The sequence below is a fragment of the Cryobacterium sp. MLB-32 genome (assembly GCF_000738085.1).
Taxonomy (GTDB): Bacteria; Actinomycetota; Actinomycetes; order Actinomycetales; family Microbacteriaceae; genus Cryobacterium.
On sequence record NZ_JPRS01000738.1, the window covers coordinates 1 to 563 of the forward strand.

Sequence of the window (563 nt, forward strand, 5' to 3'; positions counted from 1 at the left end):
TTGCGGGGGTCGACTCACGGGGATCGACTCGCGGGGTCTCGACAAGCTCGACCAGCGGCTTGGGAGCGTTGCGGGGATCAGGTCGCGGGGTCTCGACAGGCTCGACCAGCGGCGGGGTGGCGTTGCGGGGATCAGGTCACGAGGTCTCGAGACTGGTCTCGACAAGCTCGACCCGAGCGTTCCTCGCTCCTCGACCAGCGGTGGGATCGAGGTGTCGACAGGGGCGACCAGCGGGAAGACCGAACCAGGACGCTTCACGCGTGGGAGAGCTGCGGGCACGGGGCCATTATTCGACAAACTGATGGCCCGACATCCCAGTGTTTACCGGGGAAACCGGGCCATACAAGGGTGTGCCCCTGGAGGGATTCGAACCCCCAACCGTTTCCTTAGGACGGAACTGCTCTTCCGTTGAGCTACAGAGGCTGGTCTCGTCAGTTTAGCCGCTCGGAACGGTCAACCCGCCCGATCGGTCATGCGACGCGGTGCGGCTACTGCGCCATGTGCGTGATCTGGATCAAATTGCCGCACGTGTCGTCGAACACAGCGATCGTCACCGGACCCAT

The 563-nt window shown here is 63.9% G+C and carries 1 tRNA gene; it reads right to left on the bottom strand.

Annotated elements, in window-relative coordinates:
- Positions 1-351: 351 nt before the first annotated feature.
- Positions 352-423, bottom strand: a tRNA-Arg gene (locus tag JF66_RS21155).
- Between the last annotated feature and the right edge of the window lie 140 nt (positions 424-563).